Annotated in this window: 18 protein-coding genes and 3 tRNA genes; 14 read left to right on the top strand and 7 right to left on the bottom strand. The window is 39.3% G+C overall.

Annotated elements, in window-relative coordinates; translation table 11 throughout:
- Positions 1 to 50: 50 nt before the first annotated feature.
- A complete protein-coding gene (carB, locus tag M472_RS36820; protein WP_021070988.1) occupies positions 51 to 2,870 on the bottom strand; it encodes a carbamoyl-phosphate synthase large subunit in 2,820 nt (939 codons plus the stop codon).
- Between the two features lie 250 nt (positions 2,871 to 3,120).
- On the opposite strand from carB, the gene M472_RS0122905 reads away from it, so the two are divergent.
- Positions 3,121 to 3,618, top strand: coding sequence for a hypothetical protein (locus tag M472_RS0122905; RefSeq protein WP_031301836.1), 498 nt, complete (start codon positions 3,121 to 3,123; stop codon positions 3,616 to 3,618).
- 62 nt (positions 3,619 to 3,680) lie between these two features.
- Here M472_RS0122905 and M472_RS36815 read toward each other — a convergent pair whose 3' ends face one another.
- Positions 3,681 to 5,852, bottom strand: coding sequence for a S9 family peptidase (locus tag M472_RS36815; protein WP_021070986.1), 2,172 nt, complete (start codon positions 5,850 to 5,852; stop codon positions 3,681 to 3,683).
- A gap of 285 nt (positions 5,853 to 6,137) precedes the next feature.
- Between M472_RS36815 and M472_RS36810 the strand changes: the two genes are divergently transcribed.
- The 5 genes from M472_RS36810 (at position 6,138) to M472_RS36790 (ending at position 9,444) form a co-directional block, all read left to right on the top strand.
- Positions 6,138 to 6,497 carry a dihydroneopterin aldolase gene (locus M472_RS36810; RefSeq protein ID WP_021070985.1) on the top strand — a complete coding sequence of 120 codons (360 nt, stop codon included), beginning with the start codon at positions 6,138 to 6,140 and terminating at the stop codon, positions 6,495 to 6,497.
- Between the two features lie 161 nt (positions 6,498 to 6,658).
- Positions 6,659 to 7,102: an Hsp20/alpha crystallin family protein gene (locus M472_RS36805; protein ID WP_021070984.1), complete on the top strand. Its 444-nt coding sequence runs from the start codon at positions 6,659 to 6,661 to the stop codon at positions 7,100 to 7,102.
- Between the two features lie 155 nt (positions 7,103 to 7,257).
- The gene (rplU, locus tag M472_RS36800) at positions 7,258 to 7,569 is read left to right on the top strand and encodes a 50S ribosomal protein L21 (RefSeq protein ID WP_021070982.1); all 312 of its coding nucleotides are present in this window, start codon (positions 7,258 to 7,260) and stop codon (positions 7,567 to 7,569) included.
- 44 nt (positions 7,570 to 7,613) lie between these two features.
- On the top strand, positions 7,614 to 7,877 hold the full coding sequence (rpmA, locus tag M472_RS36795; protein WP_021070981.1) for a 50S ribosomal protein L27: 264 nt from the start codon (positions 7,614 to 7,616) through the stop codon (positions 7,875 to 7,877).
- 238 nt (positions 7,878 to 8,115) lie between these two features.
- Positions 8,116 to 9,444, top strand: a complete 1,329-nt coding sequence (locus tag M472_RS36790) for a DEAD/DEAH box helicase (protein WP_021070980.1) — start codon at positions 8,116 to 8,118, stop codon at positions 9,442 to 9,444.
- 40 nt (positions 9,445 to 9,484) lie between these two features.
- On the opposite strand, the gene M472_RS36785 is transcribed toward M472_RS36790, so the two are convergent.
- Together M472_RS36785 and M472_RS36780 are read right to left on the bottom strand one after the other, a co-directional pair.
- A tRNA-Ala gene (locus M472_RS36785) sits at positions 9,485 to 9,558 on the bottom strand.
- Between the two features lie 115 nt (positions 9,559 to 9,673).
- Complete coding sequence (locus M472_RS36780; RefSeq protein WP_021070979.1) at positions 9,674 to 11,452, bottom strand: ABC transporter ATP-binding protein; 1,779 nt, start codon at positions 11,450 to 11,452, stop codon at positions 9,674 to 9,676.
- A gap of 175 nt (positions 11,453 to 11,627) precedes the next feature.
- Here M472_RS36780 and M472_RS36775 point away from each other — a divergent pair, with 175 nt between their 5' ends.
- The 7 genes from M472_RS36775 (at position 11,628) to M472_RS36745 (ending at position 17,215) form a co-directional block, all read left to right on the top strand.
- The gene (locus M472_RS36775) at positions 11,628 to 12,695 is read left to right on the top strand and encodes a Glu/Leu/Phe/Val family dehydrogenase (RefSeq protein WP_021070978.1); all 1,068 of its coding nucleotides are present in this window, start codon (positions 11,628 to 11,630) and stop codon (positions 12,693 to 12,695) included.
- 50 nt (positions 12,696 to 12,745) lie between these two features.
- Positions 12,746 to 13,693 (top strand): transcription antitermination factor NusB, encoded by a 948-nt coding sequence (gene nusB, locus M472_RS36770; RefSeq protein ID WP_021070977.1) that lies wholly within the window; start codon positions 12,746 to 12,748, stop codon positions 13,691 to 13,693.
- Positions 13,694 to 13,696: 3 nt separating this feature from the next.
- A complete protein-coding gene (locus M472_RS36765; RefSeq protein WP_021070976.1) occupies positions 13,697 to 14,149 on the top strand; it encodes a DUF1573 domain-containing protein in 453 nt (150 codons plus the stop codon).
- Between the two features lie 29 nt (positions 14,150 to 14,178).
- Positions 14,179 to 14,505 carry a preprotein translocase subunit YajC gene (yajC, locus tag M472_RS36760; protein WP_021070975.1) on the top strand — a complete coding sequence of 109 codons (327 nt, stop codon included), beginning with the start codon at positions 14,179 to 14,181 and terminating at the stop codon, positions 14,503 to 14,505.
- A gap of 216 nt (positions 14,506 to 14,721) precedes the next feature.
- Positions 14,722 to 15,669, top strand: a complete 948-nt coding sequence (locus tag M472_RS36755) for a CdaR family protein (protein WP_031301835.1) — start codon at positions 14,722 to 14,724, stop codon at positions 15,667 to 15,669.
- A gap of 5 nt (positions 15,670 to 15,674) precedes the next feature.
- Complete coding sequence (gene coaE, locus M472_RS36750) at positions 15,675 to 16,274, top strand: dephospho-CoA kinase (protein ID WP_031301834.1); 600 nt, start codon at positions 15,675 to 15,677, stop codon at positions 16,272 to 16,274.
- Positions 16,262 to 17,215, top strand: coding sequence for an MBL fold metallo-hydrolase (locus tag M472_RS36745; protein ID WP_021070972.1), 954 nt, complete (start codon positions 16,262 to 16,264; stop codon positions 17,213 to 17,215). The genes coaE and M472_RS36745 overlap by 13 nt, the downstream gene beginning before the upstream one ends.
- 57 nt (positions 17,216 to 17,272) lie before the next feature.
- Here M472_RS36745 and M472_RS36740 read toward each other — a convergent pair.
- A tRNA-Phe gene (locus tag M472_RS36740) sits at positions 17,273 to 17,345 on the bottom strand.
- A gap of 44 nt (positions 17,346 to 17,389) precedes the next feature.
- Positions 17,390 to 17,462 (bottom strand) — tRNA-Phe (locus M472_RS36735).
- A 186-nt stretch (positions 17,463 to 17,648) separates the two neighbouring features.
- On the opposite strand from M472_RS36735, the gene mnmA reads away from it, so the two are divergent.
- Positions 17,649 to 18,740 (top strand): tRNA 2-thiouridine(34) synthase MnmA, encoded by a 1,092-nt coding sequence (mnmA, locus tag M472_RS36730; protein WP_021070971.1) that lies wholly within the window; start codon positions 17,649 to 17,651, stop codon positions 18,738 to 18,740.
- A 12-nt stretch (positions 18,741 to 18,752) separates the two neighbouring features.
- Here mnmA and rimK read toward each other — a convergent pair whose 3' ends face one another.
- Positions 18,753 to 19,685, bottom strand: coding sequence for a 30S ribosomal protein S6--L-glutamate ligase (gene rimK, locus M472_RS36725; protein ID WP_022829386.1), 933 nt, complete (start codon positions 19,683 to 19,685; stop codon positions 18,753 to 18,755).
- Between the last annotated feature and the right edge of the window lie 12 nt (positions 19,686 to 19,697).

Below are 19,697 nucleotides of genomic sequence, written 5' to 3'. Positions count from 1 at the left end.
AGAGCTAAATCACAATAACAAAGAAGCCCGCTTATAAGCGGGCTTCTTTGTTATTGTGCGTTTAAGAACATTGATTTCTTTAAAACCAATTCCCTAAAATAAGGGTCTTTTAAATCTTTGATAAAACGTATAGCTTCACCCGTTGATTTCATTTCCGGCCCTAATTGTTTGTCGACTTCAGGGAACTTTGAGAAAGAGAACACAGGCTCTTTGATCGCCCAGCCTTCAAGTTTGCGCTCGATGGTAAAATCTTTCAATTTGTTTGCCCCCAACATAACTTTAGTTGCAATGTTGATATAAGGTACATCATATGCTTTTGCAATAAATGGAACGGTACGTGATGCACGAGGATTGGCCTCGATAACATATACATTTTCTCCTTTTATGGCAAACTGTATGTTTAAAAGCCCTCTTACATTTAGCGCTTTCGCTAACTTGATCGAATAGGCTTCCATCTTGTCTTGTACCGCTTGCGAAAGTTCAAAAGGAGGTAACACTGCATAGGAGTCTCCAGAGTGAATACCTGCAGGTTCGATATGTTCCATCATACCGATGATGTGCACATCTTCACCATCAGAGATAGAATCTGACTCTGCTTCTTCAGCACGATCTAAGAAGTGGTCAATTAATATTTGATTTCCTGGAAGGTTTTTAAGTAGATTAACCACTGCCTTTTCTAAGTCTTCGTCATTGATGACGATACTCATTCCTTGACCGCCCAATACGTAAGAAGGACGGACCAACACAGGGTACCCTACTTCATTTGCTACTTTGATTGCTTCTTCCGCAGAGGTTGCAACACCGTATTTAGGGTAAGGTATGTCGAGCTCTTTTAATAGATCAGAGAAACGACCACGGTCTTCGGCTAGATCCATGTCTTGGAAAGAAGTACCTATGATTTTGACGCCAAGTTTTTCTAGGCGCTCAGCCATTTTTAACGCTGTCTGACCACCTAACTGTACAATTACACCTTCTGGTTTTTCTAACTCGATAATTTCGCGAACGTGTTCCCAGAATACAGGCTCGAAGTATAGTTTATCAGCCATGTTGAAATCTGTTGATACAGTCTCCGGATTACAGTTGACCATAATAGATTCGTATCCACATTCTTTGGCTGCCAATAATCCGTGTACACATGAGTAATCAAATTCGATACCTTGACCGATACGGTTAGGGCCAGAACCCAGCACAATGATTTTCTTTTTGTCCGATGCGATTGATTCATTCTCATCTTCAAAAGTGGAATAATAGTAAGGGGTATGTGCAGGGAACTCAGCTGCGCATGTATCTACCATTTTATAAACACGGTTGATACCGAGTTCTTTACGGCGTGCATATACCTCGTCTTCAGTTACGTTGCCCAATAACCAAGAAATCTGTTCATCAGAATAACCTTTTTGTTTCAAGGTCATGAAGAAGTCACGAGGGATATTGGACAGTTGGTAACGACGTAATTCTTGTTCCAATTGTACTAATTCCTGAATCTGAACTAAAAACCATTTGTCTATTTGAGTCGCCTTACGGATAGATTCTAAAGGTACGCCAAGTTCGAAGGCATCTTTGATATGGAAAAGGCGGTCGGCACTTGGGTGTTCTAGACTATACATAATTTCGTCTAGATTACGTAGTTGTTTGCCATCTGCTCCCAGTCCGGCACGGCCAGTCTCCAGGGATTGCGCAGCCTTTTGTAGGGCTTCGATAAAGGTACGACCAATAGCCATAACCTCTCCGACAGCTTTCATCTGAAGGCCAAGTTCTTTATTTGCTCCTTTAAATTTATCAAAGTTAAAACGTGGAACCTTGACAATAACATAGTCTAATGTAGGTTCGAAATAAGCTGAAGTATTTTGTGTAATCTGATTTTGTAATTCATCTAGATTATAACCGATAGCTAGTTTTGCAGCGATTTTAGCGATAGGGTAGCCAGTGGCTTTAGACGCTAATGCTGAAGAGCGGGATACACGTGGGTTAATTTCTATCGCAATGATGTCTTCATTCTCTGGATTTACCGAGAACTGAACATTACATCCGCCTGCAAATGTTCCTATCGAGCGCATCATCTTAATAGCTTGATTACGCATATCTTGGTAACACTTGTCTGATAATGTCATACCTGGAGCTACGGTGATCGAGTCACCGGTATGTATCCCCATCGGATCAAAGTTTTCTATTGTACAGATGATAATTACATTATCATTTGTATCACGTAGCAATTCCAATTCGAATTCTTTCCATCCCAATACAGCTTGTTCTACCAATACTTCATGCGTAGGAGATGCATGCAATCCTCTATTTAATGCAGCGTCAAAGTCTTCTTTTTTGTGTACAAATCCCCCCCCGGTACCAGCTAGCGTATAGGATGGACGTATTACCAAAGGGAAACCAATCTCCTGGGCAGCTTCCTTCCCTTCAAGGAAAGAATTTGCTATTTTTGAAGGAGCGACGCCTACACCGATGTCAATCATCAATTGACGGAATTCCTCACGGTTTTCTGTCTTCTCAATGGCTGCTACATCAACTCCGATTACTTGAACATTATATTTTTCCCAAAGACCTATGTTAGACGCTTCGATACATAGATTTAAAGCAGTCTGTCCGCCCATGGTTGGCAGTACAGCGTCAATTTTCTGCTCTTTTAGGATTTGCTCAATGCTCTCGCAAGTTAGAGGTAATAGATAGATGTGGTCAGCTACAACCTTATCGGTCATAATTGTCGCAGGGTTGGAATTAATTATGGAAACTGTGATGCCTTCTTCTTTCAAAGATAAAGCAGCTTGGGATCCAGAATAATCAAATTCACACGCTTGGCCGATAACAATAGGACCAGAACCTATGATTAAAACAGAGTTAATTGAGGTGTTTCTAGGCATTATTTATTAGATCAAAAAATTAAAATACGAACTTATTGCTGTTAACAAAGCTGCGAAAATGCCTTTGAAGAGAAGAGTATTCCGACTGCTTTGTCGGAGTGCAAAGTTATATTTAATTTTTGATATAGACAAAAATGTTTTGTTAAACTTACTACCCTATAAAAAGGGTTTTTTGAAATTTCTGTCGAAATGGTACATTATTTGCTTTATATTCGGCAATAATTTTAAAAATAACTATAAATACAACTTTATGAAAAAATTTACTTTAGCATTGGTAGCGTTATTAGTAGCTGGAGCTTCTCAGGCTCAGGATTACAAGAACTCTATCGGTATCCGTTTAGGTTCTGGTTACTACGATGTAATCTCTGCGTCTTTTAAGACATTTATTAAGCAACCTGCTGCTTTGGAATTTAATTTAGGTTTTGATTCTGATAAATTCGCTGGAAAAAGTTTTACAAATTTAGCACTTTCTGGTGCTTACCAACATCATTTCCCTATCGGAAATATCGATGGATTCAAATGGTTTGTAGGTGGTGGTGCAGTATTGTCCAATACTTTCTCAAATATTGACGAGGTTAAGGGATTTAGTGCAGGTATCTTCCCTACAGGTGGTGTTGATTACAAGTTGAAAAGCGCTCCTTTCGCATTTTCGGCGGATATCAGACCTACTATTCATGTTGTAAATGGTGCAGGACACTATAACGGTTTCTACGCTAATGGTGGTGTAACAGCTCGTTATACTTTCTAAGCGAAAAGAACGATAATAAAAAAGGGACTGCAATCTGCAGTCCCTTTTTATTTACATAAGATTTACTTCTTCAGGTGTAGATCAAAATACTTTGCGATTTTATCATACATATGGATTCTATCTCTGCCACCTACGTTATGCTCATGAGTAGGGTAGAGGAAATAGTCTACCTGTTTTCCTGCTTTTATACACTGTTCTACAAAATCCATGCTGTGCTGCTGTACGACTACAGGATCCTGAGCTCCATGAATTATCAAAAGGTGTCCGTTTAGTTTGCTCGCTTTGTTCAATAGCGAAGTCTTTTTGTATCCTTCGGGATTTTCCTGCGGAGTGTCCATGTAACGCTCGCCATACATTGCTTCGTAATATTTCCAGTCCATCACCGGGCCTCCTGCTACTGCAGCTTTGAATATGTCATTGTGTTTGGTCATTAGAGATGTTGTCATATACCCTCCATAGCTCCATCCGAATATTCCCAAGTTGTCGCTGTCAACATACGGAAGCGATTTAAGGTAATCTATCCCTACTATTTGGTCTGCCATTTCAGCTTCCCCTAGATTGCGGTGTGTTATACGAGTGAAATCCCTGCCGCGTGCATCCGATCCTCGATTGTCTAACGTAAATACAAGGTATCCGTTTTGTGCCATGTACATATCAAAGTAGCCTACTCCTCCCAGCCATCTGTCTGTAACAAGTTGGGCGTGTGATCCTCCGTACAGATAAAGCATAACTGGGTACTTTTTGGAAGCGTCGAAGTTAGTTGGATATGTAATTCGTGCATTTAGAGGTGTTTTTCCATCAGGAGAGATGAATGATTTGAACTCTATTTTAGGCAGATCAATTTGATCTACAAATGGATTTTCTGCAGTTAAGATACTTATCGCTTTATTGTCTTTTTTATTTATGATTTGTATATGGTTGGGGGTACTGAGGTTGCTATATTGATCTAGGATAAAATTGCCATTGTCGCTGACCGAAGCATTGTGGGTACCGTTAATTTTCGTTAGCTGGATAGTTTTTCCACTTTTAAGCTCTACTTCAAAAAGATGACGTTCCATTCCGTTGTTGGTAGCGCCTATATAGTATGCTTTGGTTCCTTTGTTGTCAAATCCTTGAAAGTCGATAACGATTACATCCTTGTAACCTAAATTACGGACTAGATTCCCTTCTGTGTCATATAGATAGAGTTGGTTGTAGCCATCTTTATCTGTCTGATGAAGAAATTGTTTTGTATTTGAGGTGAAGATTAGGGGATGTTGAGGTTCTACCCAGGAATTGGACTTCTCTTCAAAGAGTGTTTTGACGAATGCTCCTGTTGTTGCATTGTATTTGTTTAACTTAAGGTGATCCTGTCCTCGGTTTAGCACTCCTACGTAGATATACTCATTGTTAGGATCCCATGTGACCATTGTCAAATATTGTTCCTTTGGAGCACCTGTTTGTAAAGTTACATATTGTCCCGTTTGCGTATTGAAAATATTCAAAGTGACTTCTTCACTTTTCATTCCAGCCATCGGGTAGCGTAGGTTTTTGATGCTCGCCACACGGGTGTCCCATTGAGGTAGCGGGTATTTGCTTACCATGGTTTCGTCCTTCTTGTAATAAAGTAGTTTATGACTGTCTGGTGACCACCACATTCCCTTCTTGATGCCAAATTCTTGACGATGCGTGTTGTCGCTACCATTCACTATACCATCGACAGTGTCTTTTGTTACTTGGATTTTATTTCCTGTAGCGGTGGTGATTTCTATATTGTTATCTATAAGATAGGCCGTATGGGTGTTTGATGTGCTATATTCAGGATTTGCTGCGGTAGTGGGTATAATGGAATTTATTTTGATATTTTTCTTTGTCACATCGTATGAAACCCCGTAGCTATTTTTTTGTCCAGCGGCTACAAAGCTTAGCGTGTTTGAGTCGATCCATTGATATTGTGTGGGAAATGTTCGAAGTGCAAACTGCTCATCGGGGATTGTTGCCGTTAATGCCGTTTGTAAGTCTCCTACAGATATTAGCTGCTTATCTTGCCAATTGTCTTTCAGCTTGCGTATGATAAGGTTTTGATAGGAACCATCCAAGTGTGAAAGAGCGTCTTCTCCTTTGATCCACTGTTGACCGTACAAATTTTTTGGTGAGAATTTGCTAGGGCCAAATACCGTTTCTTCTATAGTAAAACTGCGTTGGCCATAAGCGTACGTAGACCCCAATAAAAGTAATAACAATAATTTTTTCATCTTTTTTTTATTTGCTTTTTCAGATGGAATTGTAAATAATTGTTGTGTTCCATCTTCGAGATGATTATCGAGGATAGAGGAATCCTGTTTGATTCGCTCTCCCCAAAATGATATGTCTCTCGGCGAAAATAGGTAATTGTGATAATATATCCGCTAACGTCAAAAATGTTTTACATGTCTTTTATTTGTGGAGATTTGGTCATTTCTCCTTTGGGTTTCATTTGTTATCGGAAAATCTATGCTGATTTTCCGATATTCATTTAAAATTTATGTATTTTTAATGTTATGATTACACAAAAGGTCTCCTTGCGCGAAGTGCGATTTTATTCGCCAATTGGTTTTTATGAAGAAGAGCAGGTTGTTGGAAATGAATTTTATGTAAATGTGGATGTGTGTTTCCCGTTTGAAAATTCGGATGCTGAAAATTTAAAGAATACGATAAATTATGAAGAAATCTATCAGATTCTATTGGAAGTGATGAGTCCAAAGCGCAAATTGTTAGAATCGGCGCTAGAAGATATGTTGGATCTAATACTAAAGAAGTATTCGTTTGCACAGAAAGTTTATGTCTCCATTAGAAAGATTAATCCTGCTTTTGGGGGAGATTTGGCAAACTCTGAAGTTTCCCTGTTGTTTGAAAAATAAAACTATTAAAGAGTAAATCATTTGCTGTAGTGACATAATGTCTCTTTTGTTCGTGTGTTAGTGTCAATATGTCTTGTTTTTGTTTTTGGTACTTTTGTTGAAATAAACTGTTCGTATAAGTTTAACACAAATAAAAAACAAAATAATTGGAGGATAAGAAAATGGCATTAATTAAATTCCCTACTAAAACAGTAAATACGGACAGTGTAAATCCGTTTGTTAATAGTGTTTTTGATAACCTATTTAACGATTCATTTATTTCAGACCGCTTGGTGACACGTGTCCCTGCTGTAAATATTACAGAAACTGCTGAAGCTTTTGCTATAGAATTGGCTGCTCCTGGATTACAGAAATCTGATTTTAAGATCAACGTTGATAAAAACATCATTTCAATTGGTGTTGATAAATCAGACGAAGCAGAGGTTGACGAGAAGCTTTACAGTAAGAAAGAATATAGCTACACTTCATTCACTCGGTCTTTTACCTTACCAGAGACTATAGATTACAGTAATATTGATGCTTCTTATACTGATGGTATATTGCAGGTGAAAATCGGAAAGAAGGAGGAAGCTATTGTTGCAAAGCGTCTGATTGAGGTTAAGTAAATCTCTGTTTAATAAGAAATATAAAAAGAGCTCCTGTACAAGGAGCTCTTTCTTTTATGCTATTTGTTGTTTGGTTTTTGAAAAAAAATTGCAGTATTAAATATAATACCTTATCTTTGCCGTTCATTAAATAATTAACATTTTAATAAATAACAATGTACGCAATAGTAAATATAGCAGGGCAGCAATTTAAGGTTGCAAAAGACCAATATCTTTTTGTACACCGTTTACAAGGAGACGAAGGCGCTAGTATTGAATTTGACAATGTATTGTTGGCCGAGAACGGTGGTAAATTCACTGTAGGTACTCCAAGTATCTCAGGAGCTAAAGTTTCAGCTACGATTTTGTCTCATTTGAAAGGTGATAAAGTAATCGTTTTCAAGAAAAAACGTCGTAAAGGGTACAAAAAGAAAAACGGTCACCGTCAACAATTCACTAAAATCCAGATTACTGGTATCAGTTTATAATCGAATTTTTAATCCTGACGCAAGTCATAAATTAAGATAAAGAAATGGCACATAAAAAAGGTGCGGGTAGTTCCAAGAACGGCCGTGAGTCACATAGTAAGAGATTAGGCATCAAGATTTTCGGTGGTCAGAAAGCTATCGCTGGTAACATTATCGTTCGCCAACGTGGTACTGTACACAATCCAGATGCTAACGTAGGTGTTGGTAAAGATCACACTTTATTCGCTCTAGTTGACGGAACAGTTGTTTTCCGTAAAAAAGCAAATAACAAATCTTATGTTTCAGTAGTTCCTGCTGAACAAAACTAAGGTTTAGTTTAATCCTATTTAAAAGCCGCTAAGTACTCCTTGGCGGCTTTTTTTTCTACAAGTGTCTATTTTTAAATGGCCATCAAGAACTTTCATATCTGTTGGTGATTCAAAGGAATCATGAAAGTTTTTTCTGAAAGTGTTTTGTTTTCAATGGACATAACGAACCCTCGAGACATTTTCATAGCTATTTAGGGTGTTATTACAAGAGGGTTTGTTTTTACTATAGAACATATTGATGAAAACTTTCAATGATTTAAAAATCAGCTCGCCTATATTGGCCGCTGTAGAGGCGCTTGGGTATCAGAATCCGACACCTATCCAAGAGCAAGCTATTCCTGAGGTGCTTAAAGGAAGGGATCTGTTAGGGTGTGCACAGACAGGTACAGGTAAGACCGCGGCTTTTGCGATACCTATTTTGCAATTACTTAATAGTAATAGGCCTCAGGGGCTTAAGCGTGGTACCATTCGCTCATTAATTCTGACACCTACGCGCGAATTAGCTATACAGATTGGTGAATCTTTTAGTGATTACGGTAAGAATCTTAAATTGAGGCATACTGTTATTTTTGGAGGTGTCAACCAGTTCAGCCAGGTCAATGAAATTCGCCAAGGGGTAGACATTCTAATTGCAACTCCAGGTAGGCTTTTAGATTTAATGAATCAGCGTATCTTATCAATCAATCAGATCGAAATCTTTGTGTTGGATGAAGCCGATCGAATGTTGGACATGGGTTTTATACACGATGTGAAGCGAGTGTTGAATGTTATTCCCGACAAGCGTCAGACCCTATTTTTCTCAGCTACGATGCCTAAAGCAATACAGTCTTTGGCCGACAGTATCTTGACCGATCCTGTCAAAGTTGAGGTGACCCCCGAGTCTACGACTGCAGAAACCATTCAACAGACTTTATACTATATTGAAAAGGCTAATAAGCCGAAGGCATTGATGCATTTGTTGAAAAAAGAAGTAGATGATAATGTGTTAGTCTTTACACGTACTAAGCACGGTGCGGATCGATTAGTGAAGCTGCTGCATAGACAAGATATTTCAGCGGCTGCCATACATGGTAACAAATCTCAAAATGCTCGTCAGAATGCTTTAGAAGGGTTTAAGAAAAAGGAAATCCGTGTCTTAGTAGCTACTGATATTGCAGCTAGAGGTATTGATATCGATCTGTTGAAATATGTTATTAATTACGAAATTCCTAATATGCCGGATGCGTATGTGCATCGTATTGGCCGTTCAGGAAGGGCAGGAGCCGAAGGCTTTGCTATATCTCTCTGTGACGTGGAGGAAATTCCTTATATTAAAGATATACAGTTTACTATTGGTTTTGAACTTCCTGTTAAAGGAATAGAAGGTCTGAGTATGTCTCCTCAGTTTTTGGCTAAATCAACGTTAGAGGCGGGAAAAGGAAAGACAAAAGGTAAAGCCGAAAAACCTAAACCTGGAGCAAAACCTGACTATCGCCATAAAAAGAAGAAGCAGGCTTCTGGTAATGGAGGACAGTCTTTTAACAGAGGGAAAAGAAGAGACTCAGATAGTTCCACGAAACGATACTAATAAAAAAAAGGCAGATGAATAATCTGCCTTTTTTTATTAGTGGAGAATAACGGATTCGAACCGATGACCTCTTGCCTGCCAGGCAAGCGCTCTAGCCAACTGAGCTAATTCCCCATTTGCTGATGCAAAGATATAAAAATATTAATCTGTTGCAAGTAGGATTATACTTTTCCTGTTCAGGTAGAGTCTTTTTAGTTTATGTTCGACATCTTCGTGAGATGTATGCAATTTATTCCGTGCTTTGCAGCAGTTGTTTTTCATACAGCTCTGCATACTCACCATTAGCAGCCAATAGACTTCTGTGGTTTCCTTCCTCTATTATCTTTCCATTGTCGAGAACGATGATGTGGTCTGCATTTTTTATTGTCGAAATCCGATGTGCAATAAAAATAGTCGTCTTATTTTGCATGATAAGTCCTAGATTATGAAGAATTTCTTCCTCTGTCTTTGTGTCCACGGCAGAAAGACAATCATCAAATATCAGTAGTTGTGGGTCCTTGATTAATGCGCGGGCTATGGAGACCCTTTGCTTTTGTCCTCCTGATAGGGTAAGCCCCCGTTCGCCAATATGTGTTTGAAATCCTTTTTCAAATGCGGCTATATTATCGTAAACGGCGGCATCTTTGGCCGCTGCTTCCACTTTTTCGATAACGCATTCATTTAATCCAAATGCTATGTTATTGGCAATGGTATCCGAAAATAAGAATACCTGTTGGGGAACAAAGCCGATTTGATGCCTTAAACTGTTTAAATTTAAGTCTTTTATATTCTTGCCATCATATTTTATTTGCCCCTGATCCGCATCGTACATTCGTAATAAAAGATTAGCCAATGTGGATTTTCCAGAACCTGTTTTACCAATTATAGCCAAGGTTTGCCCTGCTTTGATATGGATATTGATGTCGCGAAGCGCTTGTATACCAGTTTCGGGATAAGTAAAGGAAAGGTTTTCTATTTGGATATCCCCTGTCAATTCCTCGCTGATGTTTCCGCTGATAATCTCTGGTTTTGTGTTTAAAAATTCATTAATTCTTTTTTGTGATGCAGCTGCGCGTTGAATCAATGACGTAACCCAGGCTAATGCCATAGCCGGAAAGGTTAGTTGGTTGACATACATGATGAATTCAGCTATATTTCCTGCGGTTATAGTCCCTTTGTCGACCTCTATACCGCCAATATAAACTGTGATTATCGTGCTGAATCCTACGAGGAATATAATCAAAGGGAAAAATATGGCTTGTACTTTGACAAGATCTAGCGATGTGTCGCGATAGATATTGCTTTCGTGTGCAAACTCAGCCATTTTTTGTTCTTCTCTGGCATATGTTTTTATCACGCGTATACCCGAGAAAGTCTCTTGTACAAAGGAGGATAGTTTTGATAGTTGTGCTTGGATTTTTGTACTACGTTTGTTGATGATCCGGTTGACCATCAGAATGATTAATGATATAATAGGGATAGGTAGTAATGCATAGGTTGCTAGGGTGGGATTCACATCGTACATAGCGTATATGATCATCACCGACAGCGTTACGGTATTGATCGCATACATGATGGCAGGGCCTAGATAATTACGGACCTGGTTGACATCTTCTGTAGCGCGATTCATTAGGTCTCCAGTATTATTCTTCCGGAAAAAAGAAAAGTCAAGCTCTTGATAGTGGTTATATATCTCGTTTTTTAGATCGTATTCGATATGTCTAGAAATGAGTATAATAGATTGCCGCATTAGGAACAAGAAGATTCCTCGAAGCAAAGCAAGTATCAGTACTAGGATACCAAAGAAAAGCAAACTACTTCCAAATACTTGGTAAATCAGACTTTGTTGATCAAACCCCTCATATAGTCTATAGAGATCTATGTTTTCTTTGACTAAATCAAACGCTTCTCGTATTACTTTAGCGGGTAATATCCCAAAATAATTAGAAATGATTACAAAAATAACACCTGGTATCAAGCGCCATTTGTATTTGTAGAAATATTTATTGAGGTAGGATAGTTCTTTCATGTTGCGTCTCTATTGCAAATGTAATGGTTTCGATTTAATATCTTTTGGGTGTTTCTCGCGAATTCGTCATATAATTCTGTAAAAGCGACATATTTCAATAAATAACAGATAAAACGAATTAATTTTTTATTTTTGTGAAGCTTTTTAGGATAGTTTTTGAATTATTTTTTTTGATATGCAAAACGCTTCGCTTTTCAATTTGATGGCTTCTTCAGAACATCAGAATCTGTTTTTTTGTAATGATCCATCGGTCGGTCTAAAGGCCATCATTGCTATACACGATACGACTTTAGGTCCGGCTATAGGGGGAGTTAGAATGCTACCCTATGAGTCCGAGGAAGAGGCTATCGAAGATGCATTGCGTCTATCTAAGGCTATTACATACAAGTCTTCCCTAGCGGGATTAAATCTTGGCGGAGGGTGTGCTGTTATTATCGGTAATAATCGTACCGAAAAATCAGAAGTTCTTATGCGTCGTTTTGGAAAGTTTGTCAAGGGCTTAAGCGGTAATTTTATTGCGTCGATCGATGTAGGTACTACGCAAAGAGATTTAGAATACATTCATGCTGAAACCGATTTTGTAGCCGGACTCCCTACTTCGATGAATGGAGGAGGAGATACGACCGTATTTGCTGCCCGTGGTGTTTTCTATGGTATCAAAGCCTCTATTAAAGAGCTTTATGGAGACGACTCCTTAGCGGGGCGTAAGATTGCGGTTCAAGGGGTGGGTTCTGTGGGAGAGCAGTTAGTATCTATGTTGCGTGCAGAGAATGCCCGCGTGTATGTATCCGACATGACTGAAGAACGTAAGATGAAAGTTGCTGCTAAATACAAAGCTGAACCTATACAGTATGCAACGAGCTATGAACTGGATGTGGATGTTTATGCACCATGTGCTTTAGGAGGTACGGTCAATCCGGATACTGTACCAAAGATGCGTTGTAAGATTATTGCAGGTTCGGCCAATAATCAGCTAAAAGATGAAGAACGTACTATAGAGCTGTTAAAAGAGCACAATATCTTATATACACCTGATTTTTTAATTAACTCAGGAGCGCTCATAAGCTGCTATTCCGAGTTGGAGGGATATGGTACGGATCGGACAGAGTCTTTGATCCGCAATATATACAGCGCTACGCGCCATGTATTACAAACGTCTAGAGAAGAAAATATGACTACATTCCAAGCTGCTAAACAATTAGCTGAGCAACGTATCGCTGATATGGCTAAGCTTAGAAAATAGTGTAGATTCTTAAATTATCGTTCTTATAAAATTATCGTTCTTATTACACTATGTTAAACAGAAGACACCTTAGGGTTAAGGTATTGCAGACGCTTTATGCGTACAGTTTATCTGAAGATAAACAGGTTAAAGATTTTGAAAAGGCTCTTTTCAAAAATGTGGAAGAGGTCAATGAGATGTACATCTGGACATTGAACCTATTGGATGAAGTGGCGGAGTACGTGGTGTTGGACCAGGAAAGTCGTGCAGCGAAGTTTCTGCCCACTGCAAAGGATAAGATGCTGACCGCTAAGTTGAATAGCAATACTTTCATTGAGTCGCTGCGTCAAAACAGGACTTATTTAGAGTTGGTTAAAAGGTATAAGGTGTCTTGGGGGTTCGATCCGGAGATTGTTCGCTCTATTTTTGCACAGCTTAAAGATTCCGAAGCATATTTAGAATATCTCGCATCAGAAGATCGCAGTATCAATGCCGAGAAGGATATTATTAAGTATATCTTCAAAAAAATTATTTTGAAGTCTGTAGATATCGAGCAGGTTTTTGAAGAAAAGTTTATAAACTGGTCCGTTGATAAGGAAGTTCTTCAAGCGATGGTTGCAAAGACTTTTAAAAACTTTAGTTCAGAGAATCCTGCACAAAATAAGCTTGCCGATCTGACACCAAGTTGGGATGAAGATGAAGAGTTTATCAGCGAATTGTTGAAAACTTCTATTCGTTACTCCGAAGAGTACCAAGAGCTAATCGCAGCTAAAACAAAAAATTGGGAAGCAGATCGTATTGCGTTAATGGATGTGTTATTGATGCGTATGGCTATCAGCGAGCTTATAAATTTCCCTTCTATACCAGTGAAAGTAACTATAAATGAATATATTGAATTGTCTAAGGCATTCAGTACAGCAAAGAGTAATACATTTATTAATGGTATTTTGGATAAGATTCTAGCCGACTTGACTAAGCAAGGGCGTATTCGCAAGGCGGGTAGAGGATTAAAAGATTAACTTATGATATTAAAAAAAACACTTTTGGCATTAACTGTTGTAGGATTGATGGTTGGCTGTGGTAGTCAAAACACAGACAATACCAATCAGAGTACAGATGGGCCTGAGACTACTGCTATCAAGGACACAACCGCTGCTCAGCAACAGGGTGTTATTCAATTTGAGGAGTCTGCATTTGATTTTGGTCAGGTGAAAGAAGGCGATGTTGTAGAACATATATTCAAATTTAAGAATACAGGAACCGCACCAGTTATATTGTCACAGGTTTCGGCATCGTGCGGTTGTACGACACCTGATTTTACGAAAGAACCTGTTTTGCCAGGAAAGATGGGAGAGATTAAAGTGAGCTTTAATAGCTTGGGCCAAGTAGGGACACAGCAGAAGATCATAACAGTCAGCTCGAATGCTGAAAATAGAGTTACTACAGTGCAGATAAAAGGAGTAGTCGAAAAATAGAATAATAATCAATAACTAAATAAATAATAATGATATCAACATTTTTTTTACAGGCTGCAGGTGGTGCAGGAGGTGGAATCATGAGCTTTTTACCAATGATTTTAATCGTTGTGGTATTTTATTTCTTCATGATCAGACCGCAAATGAAGAAGCAAAAAGACCATAAGAAATATATTCAGGAGCTAGACGTTAACTCTAAGATTGTTACTACAGCGGGTATACATGGACGTATCGTTGAAGTAAGTGAAGCTACCTTTTTGGTTGATGTTGGTTCTGGGGTTCGGATTCGTTTCGATAAGTCAGCGATATCTTTGGACGCATCACGTGCTGCTAATACAGAGGTGAAGAAGGACTAAGACAAGCCGATTTTGCGTTTATAAGACTTTAAGGGCTACAGTATAATGTAGCCCTTTTTCTTTGAATTGATGCTTCTTGTAGGAACTGCATTGGGGTTTTATTAACTTTGTGTCGATAAGCGATCCATTTGATAAGAATAGATTAGTGTTGCTCAGTCCCGATCATGTACAATGAAGGGAAAAATAATGGTCCGAATAAAAGATAACTTGTCGTATATGAAACAACGGAGATTTAATAAAATACAGCGTCGCAAGATTTCAATTTTTCTGCGATGTCTTATTATCTCTTTTATGGCCTGGATGTTGATCGCAGTTTCGAATAAGTATACATTTAGCATTAAGGCCGGGATAGAGTACGTCAATATACCAGAAAAAAGGGCATTTCATCCTTTGCAATCCGATACTGTCAGTGTAAGAATTAAGATGAGTGGCTGGAATGTACTGCTCTCTCGCCTAAATCCAGATACGGCTAATATTCAAGTAGACCTTAGCAGTTTGAGTACTAGAAACTATATTGTTTTTTCCAATCAAATAGGGTTTATAAACAGGCAGTTTCCAATAGACAAACAGGTTATCAGTGTAGGTCCTGATACTTTATATTTCGACTTTTCTAAACAGACGCAACGAAAAGTCCCCGTTCGGGTACCGATGCATATAGGTTTCAAGAAGCAATACGGCGTTATCGGCGCTACTCGTACCAATCCGGAGTATGTGACCATCACGGGACCATTAGAAGATGTAGCGAATATAGAATATTTAGAGACGGATAGCGTATTTGGTACGCAAGTGCATACGGATATTAGAACTGTCTCCAATATTAACAGAAAGCAACGTACGAATGTCACTATCTATCCGACTTTTGCTGAAGTGACTATACCTATTGGTGAGTTGACAGAAAAAATTATCGAAATTCCCATTAAGGTGGAAAATGAAAGACGGTATACATCGGTTAGGACGATTCCGAGCAAAGTGACCCTTACTACGTTGGTTTCTTTAAAAGATTTCAGTAAGTGGACCGCTCGGGATTTTGAGGCAATTGTAGATTTAGAAAATTGGGAAGAGAATGGTGTGAAGAGTTTGCCCATTCTTTTGACCAAGGTGCCGGATTATGTCAAAGTAATAAAGATAGAACCTCAAAACGTAGATTTTTTTGTTCGTAAATGATAGGTATGGGAATAAAAGTCGGTATAACAGGTGGGATCGGTTCGGGAAAGAGTTACGTGGCCCGTATATTTAAGACCATGGGAATTTCTTTTTATGATGCGGATCAGGAAGCGAAATTGCTGATGAGTGACGATTTAGAAATTCGAAACGGATTGCTCGCAGCTTTTGGCCCCGAGGTCTACCAGCAAGATGGCGCATTAGATAGAAAGTGGTTAGCTTTACAAGTCTTTGAGGATCGCGAAAAGTTACACGTTCTGAATGCTATCGTACACCCCGTGGTGATAAAACACGGGAGGGCATGGGCTGAAAGACAGACAGCACCTTATAGTTTGAAAGAAGCTGCTCTACTTGTGGAGAGCGGGTCTTACAAGGAACTGGATTGTCTTATTCTAGTATCAGCTCCCGAAGAGGTACGTATAGATCGTGTTATGAAGCGCGATGATGTATCGCGGGAAGAGGTGATCAAGCGTATAGATAAGCAAATGCCTGAAGCCGAAAAAGAAAAGCACGCTCAGTTCATTATAATAAACGATGGGGTCAAGCCCTTACTGCCACAAGTATTACAAATACATAATCAGATTTTAGAAAGAGAATGGTCGAAATAATTGACGATTTTTTAGTGGAAACCGCTTTAGGATATTATTGTCGGTATGGAGATTTTTATATCGATCCCAAGCAACCCGTGCAGCGGGCTGTAATTTCTCATGCACATGGAGATCATGCTGTTCCCGGCAATATGCAGGTCTATTGCACAGCTGCCACAGCAGCATTTATGCAGTATCGTTTTGCGCGGCAGAAGGCATCAGTCTATGAGGTGAAAGAATTTAATGTTAGTTTCGATTTAGGTGGCGTAGAGATCACCTTTATTGCAGCAGGACATATATTGGGCTCAGCTCAGATATTGATGGTCTTCAAAGGGGTAAGATATCTTTATACAGGTGATTATAAGTTACAAGAAGATGCTACCTGCGAACCAATTTCCTATGTCAAGACTGATGTCTTGATTACGGAGACCACCTTCGCTGATCCCAGTGTCATTCATCCAGATCCTGTAGCAGAGATCAAGAAGTTGGGAGAACAGCCTGCACATATTATGCTCGGTTGTTATGCTCTGGGAAAGTCGCAACGGCTGACACATCTTCTCAATACCTATTGTCCCAATAAAACGGTTTTTTTACATCACAGTATGCTTCCCCTACATCGTATATATGACGATTTAGGCTTTGTTAAGCTAAAGTATGAACCTTATCAAAGAAAGGCCTTGAAAGAAGGAAAAGACAAGGTGTATTTGGTGCCACCTATGACTTTCAATCATTACATCAGGGCCAAGAATGTAATTCGTGTTTTTGCTTCAGGATGGAAGCGTTTGCAGCATCACAATGATCTATCACTTTATATATCTGATCATATAGATTGGTCTGACCTCTTGTCTTATATTGGGCGGGTAGAACCGACAGAGATATGGACAGTGCATGGAGATGGTCTTCACCTTAGAACATTCTACAAGGATAAGATGAATGTTCGTAATATTTTGAGAAAAATCTAGACAAATAGATTTTTCTCAAACAAAAAAAGATCATCTTATTCAGATGATCTTTTTTTGTGGTGCCAGCTGGATTCGAACCAGCGACACAAGGATTTTCAGTCCTTTGCTCTACCGACTGAGCTATGGCACCTTACCAAGTTTTTAATTTGAATCTGTTACTTGTCAGATTTTGGGTGGTGCCAGCTGGATTCGAACCAGCGACACAAGGATTTTCAGTCCTTTGCTCTACCGACTGAGCTATGGCACCTTTTTTTGCAATCCGTTTTACCGTTCTTGCGATGCAAATATAGCTTCTCTTTTTGAATTCTAAAACATTTATAGGAAAAAAAACACGATATATCTACAAATGGTTGATTCTGATTAAGATAAAATTACATGAAATAAACACGAGGATAAATGATTTTAGGGTATCTTTGCACTTTATTAAAATAGTATGAGTAAAAGAGGAAGAGTATTGGTTGCAATGAGCGGGGGCGTGGATAGTTCTGTAGCTGCCGTTATGTTGCATGAGCAAGGTTATGAAGTGATCGGAATAACGATGAAGACATGGGACTACGCAAGTTCTGGTGGTTCATCAAAAGAGACGGGATGTTGTAGCTTAGACAGTATCAATGATGCTCGATCTCTTGCTGTTAACTACGGTTTTCCACACTTTATCTTGGATATACGCAATGAATTTGGTGATTACGTAATCGATAATTTTGTTGACGAATATATAGCTGGACGTACGCCCAATCCTTGTGTACTATGCAATACACATATCAAGTGGGAAGCGCTTATCAAACGTGCCAACAAATTAGATTGTGAGTTTATTGCTACAGGACACTATGCAAATATCCGCCTGCACGATAATGGGCGACATGTAATTTCGAAGGGACTCGACGAACATAAAGATCAGTCTTACGTATTATGGGGGGTTACGCAGGAGAACCTAGCAAGAACGCAGTTCCCATTAGGTAGCTTCCGAAAATCCGAAATCAAGCAAATGGCCTATGATATGGGCCAAAAAGAATTGGCTAACAAGTCAGAGAGCTATGAGATATGCTTTGTTCCAAATAACGATTATAGAGAGTTTCTAAGGCATAGAAGACCATCATTGGATCAAGAGATAGGTCCTGGTAATTTTCTCCTCTCTGATGGTACTGTAGTAGGGCAGCACATAGGTTATCCGTATTTCACGATTGGACAGCGCAAGGGATTAGGGATTGCTTTGGGGAAACCTATGTTTGTTATCGAGATTCTTCCGGAGAGTAATTCAGTAGTTTTGGGAGAGGAGCATGAGTTAGAGCGTACGCAAGCCTTGGTAAGAAATATTAATTTGGTCAAATATGCCTCTTTAGACGAACCATTGGAGGCGGTGACAAAAATTAGGTATAAAGATGCTGGAGCTCTATCCACATTGACACAACGGGGCGATATCATGGAGGTTGATTTTCCGCACGCGGTCAAGGGAATTGCCCCAGGACAATCTGCTGTTTTCTATGAAGGGAATGATCTTCTAGGAGGAGGCTTCTTAATGAAATAAGCTTTAGAATTTCTAAAGCTTACTTTCTTTTTTAACCTTTCTTTTGACCACCTGGCTTACCGCCTGTTTGGTTTCATATTGTCGTTCCAGGTATTTGATTATTTCTCCAGCAATATCTTTGTTTGTTGCTTTTTCTATGCCTTCTAGTCCAGGCGAAGAGTTTACTTCTAGAATAAGCGGGCCTCGCGTAGACGGGAGCATATCCACGCCTGCTACTGTGAGTCCCATTGCTCGAGCCGCCGCTACAGCTGTTTCACGTTCTTTTCGAGTCAGCTTTACAATTTCGGCAGTTCCACCTCGGTGCAGGTTGGATCTGAATTCTCCCTCTTTAGCTGTTCTCTTCATAGCTCCCACCACTTTGCCGTCAACAACAAATGCTCGTATATCCGTTCCTTTTGCTTCTTTAATGTATTCTTGAATCAGGATATTGTTGCCCAATCCATAGAAGGCCTCGATTACTGATGAGGCTGCTTTTTTTGTTTCAGCCAAGACTACACCTATTCCTTGTGTTCCTTCCAGCAGTTTGATAACTAGAGGAGCACCTCCCACCATATTGATGAGATCATCGACATCTGATGTCGTTCTTGCAAATCCTGTAATAGGCAGCCCGAGTCCTGCACCAGAGAGTATCTGCATACATCGCAGTTTGTCGCGTGAGCGGGTGATGGCTTGGCTTGGGTTTGCTGAGATGACATCCATCACTTCAAACTGTCTTACGATAGCTGAACCATAAAATGTGACTGAAGCACCGATACGCGGTATGATAGCATCGATATCTGTTATGTTTTCGCCTCTATAATGTATGCTGGGTTTTCCTTGTTGTATTCCTACATAGCATTTGCTATGATCCATTACAATGCACTCGTGTCCCTTAGATAGGGCTGCTTCAACTAAGCGTTGGGTAGAGTATAGATTTTTATTAGTAGATAGTATTGCTATTTTCACGAATGCGCGTAT

Origin of the sequence: Sphingobacterium paucimobilis HER1398, from assembly GCF_000416985.1 — a bacterium.
Lineage (GTDB): Bacteria > Bacteroidota > Bacteroidia > Sphingobacteriales > Sphingobacteriaceae > Sphingobacterium > Sphingobacterium paucimobilis.
This window is presented reverse-complemented; position numbering and strand designations above follow the sequence as displayed.